This window comes from Mesorhizobium sp. M7A.T.Ca.US.000.02.2.1 (assembly GCF_003996995.1).
GTDB lineage: Bacteria > Pseudomonadota > Alphaproteobacteria > Rhizobiales > Rhizobiaceae > Mesorhizobium.
Genome location: NZ_RZTT01000889.1, coordinates 1 through 542 on the forward strand (window position 1 = coordinate 1; position 542 = coordinate 542).

The following is a 542-nucleotide window of genomic DNA, read 5'->3' on the forward strand; positions in this document are numbered from 1 at the left end:
GAGCCTGCCCCTTCACAACGCCGCGTCCAAAGGACGCCGTGGCGAATTTGAATCCGCGCCCGAACCCGACGAAATCGAATTGATTTCGCGGGGCATGCGCCAACCGGATCAGCCCATGAACCCGCGCACACGCAAAGCCCTGGAGTTCGTACTCGACAACCTCGTCTGGTTCATGCTGCTGTTCGTGCTGGTGGTCTTCTCCATCTTCGTCCCGAACTATTTCCAGCTCGGCATCTTCGCCAACATCATCGAGGCGTCGAGCGTGCTGGGCGTCATGTCGATCGGCTTGGCGCTGGTGATCATCGCCGGTCACATGGATCTGTCGGTCGAATCCGTCGCAGCGCTCAGCGCCATGGCGGTCGGCATCCTGTTTTGCTCGTCGGGCATCGGCATGGGCGTGCAGCTGCATCCCGAATGGCTGATGGTTCCGGTTTCGCTGCTGCTGGCGCTGGGCGTCGGCGGTCTCATCGGCGCCTTCAACGGCTATCTGGTGGTCAAGGTGAAGATGAGCGCCTTCATCATCACGCTGGCGTCCTACATCT

1 pseudogene is annotated in these 542 nt (G+C 60.9%); it reads left to right on the top strand.

Annotated features, from left to right (window positions below):
• Nucleotides 1-115 precede the first annotated feature (115 nt).
• Nucleotides 116-542: pseudogene (locus EOD15_RS35305) on the top strand (ABC transporter permease); the annotation flags it as partial.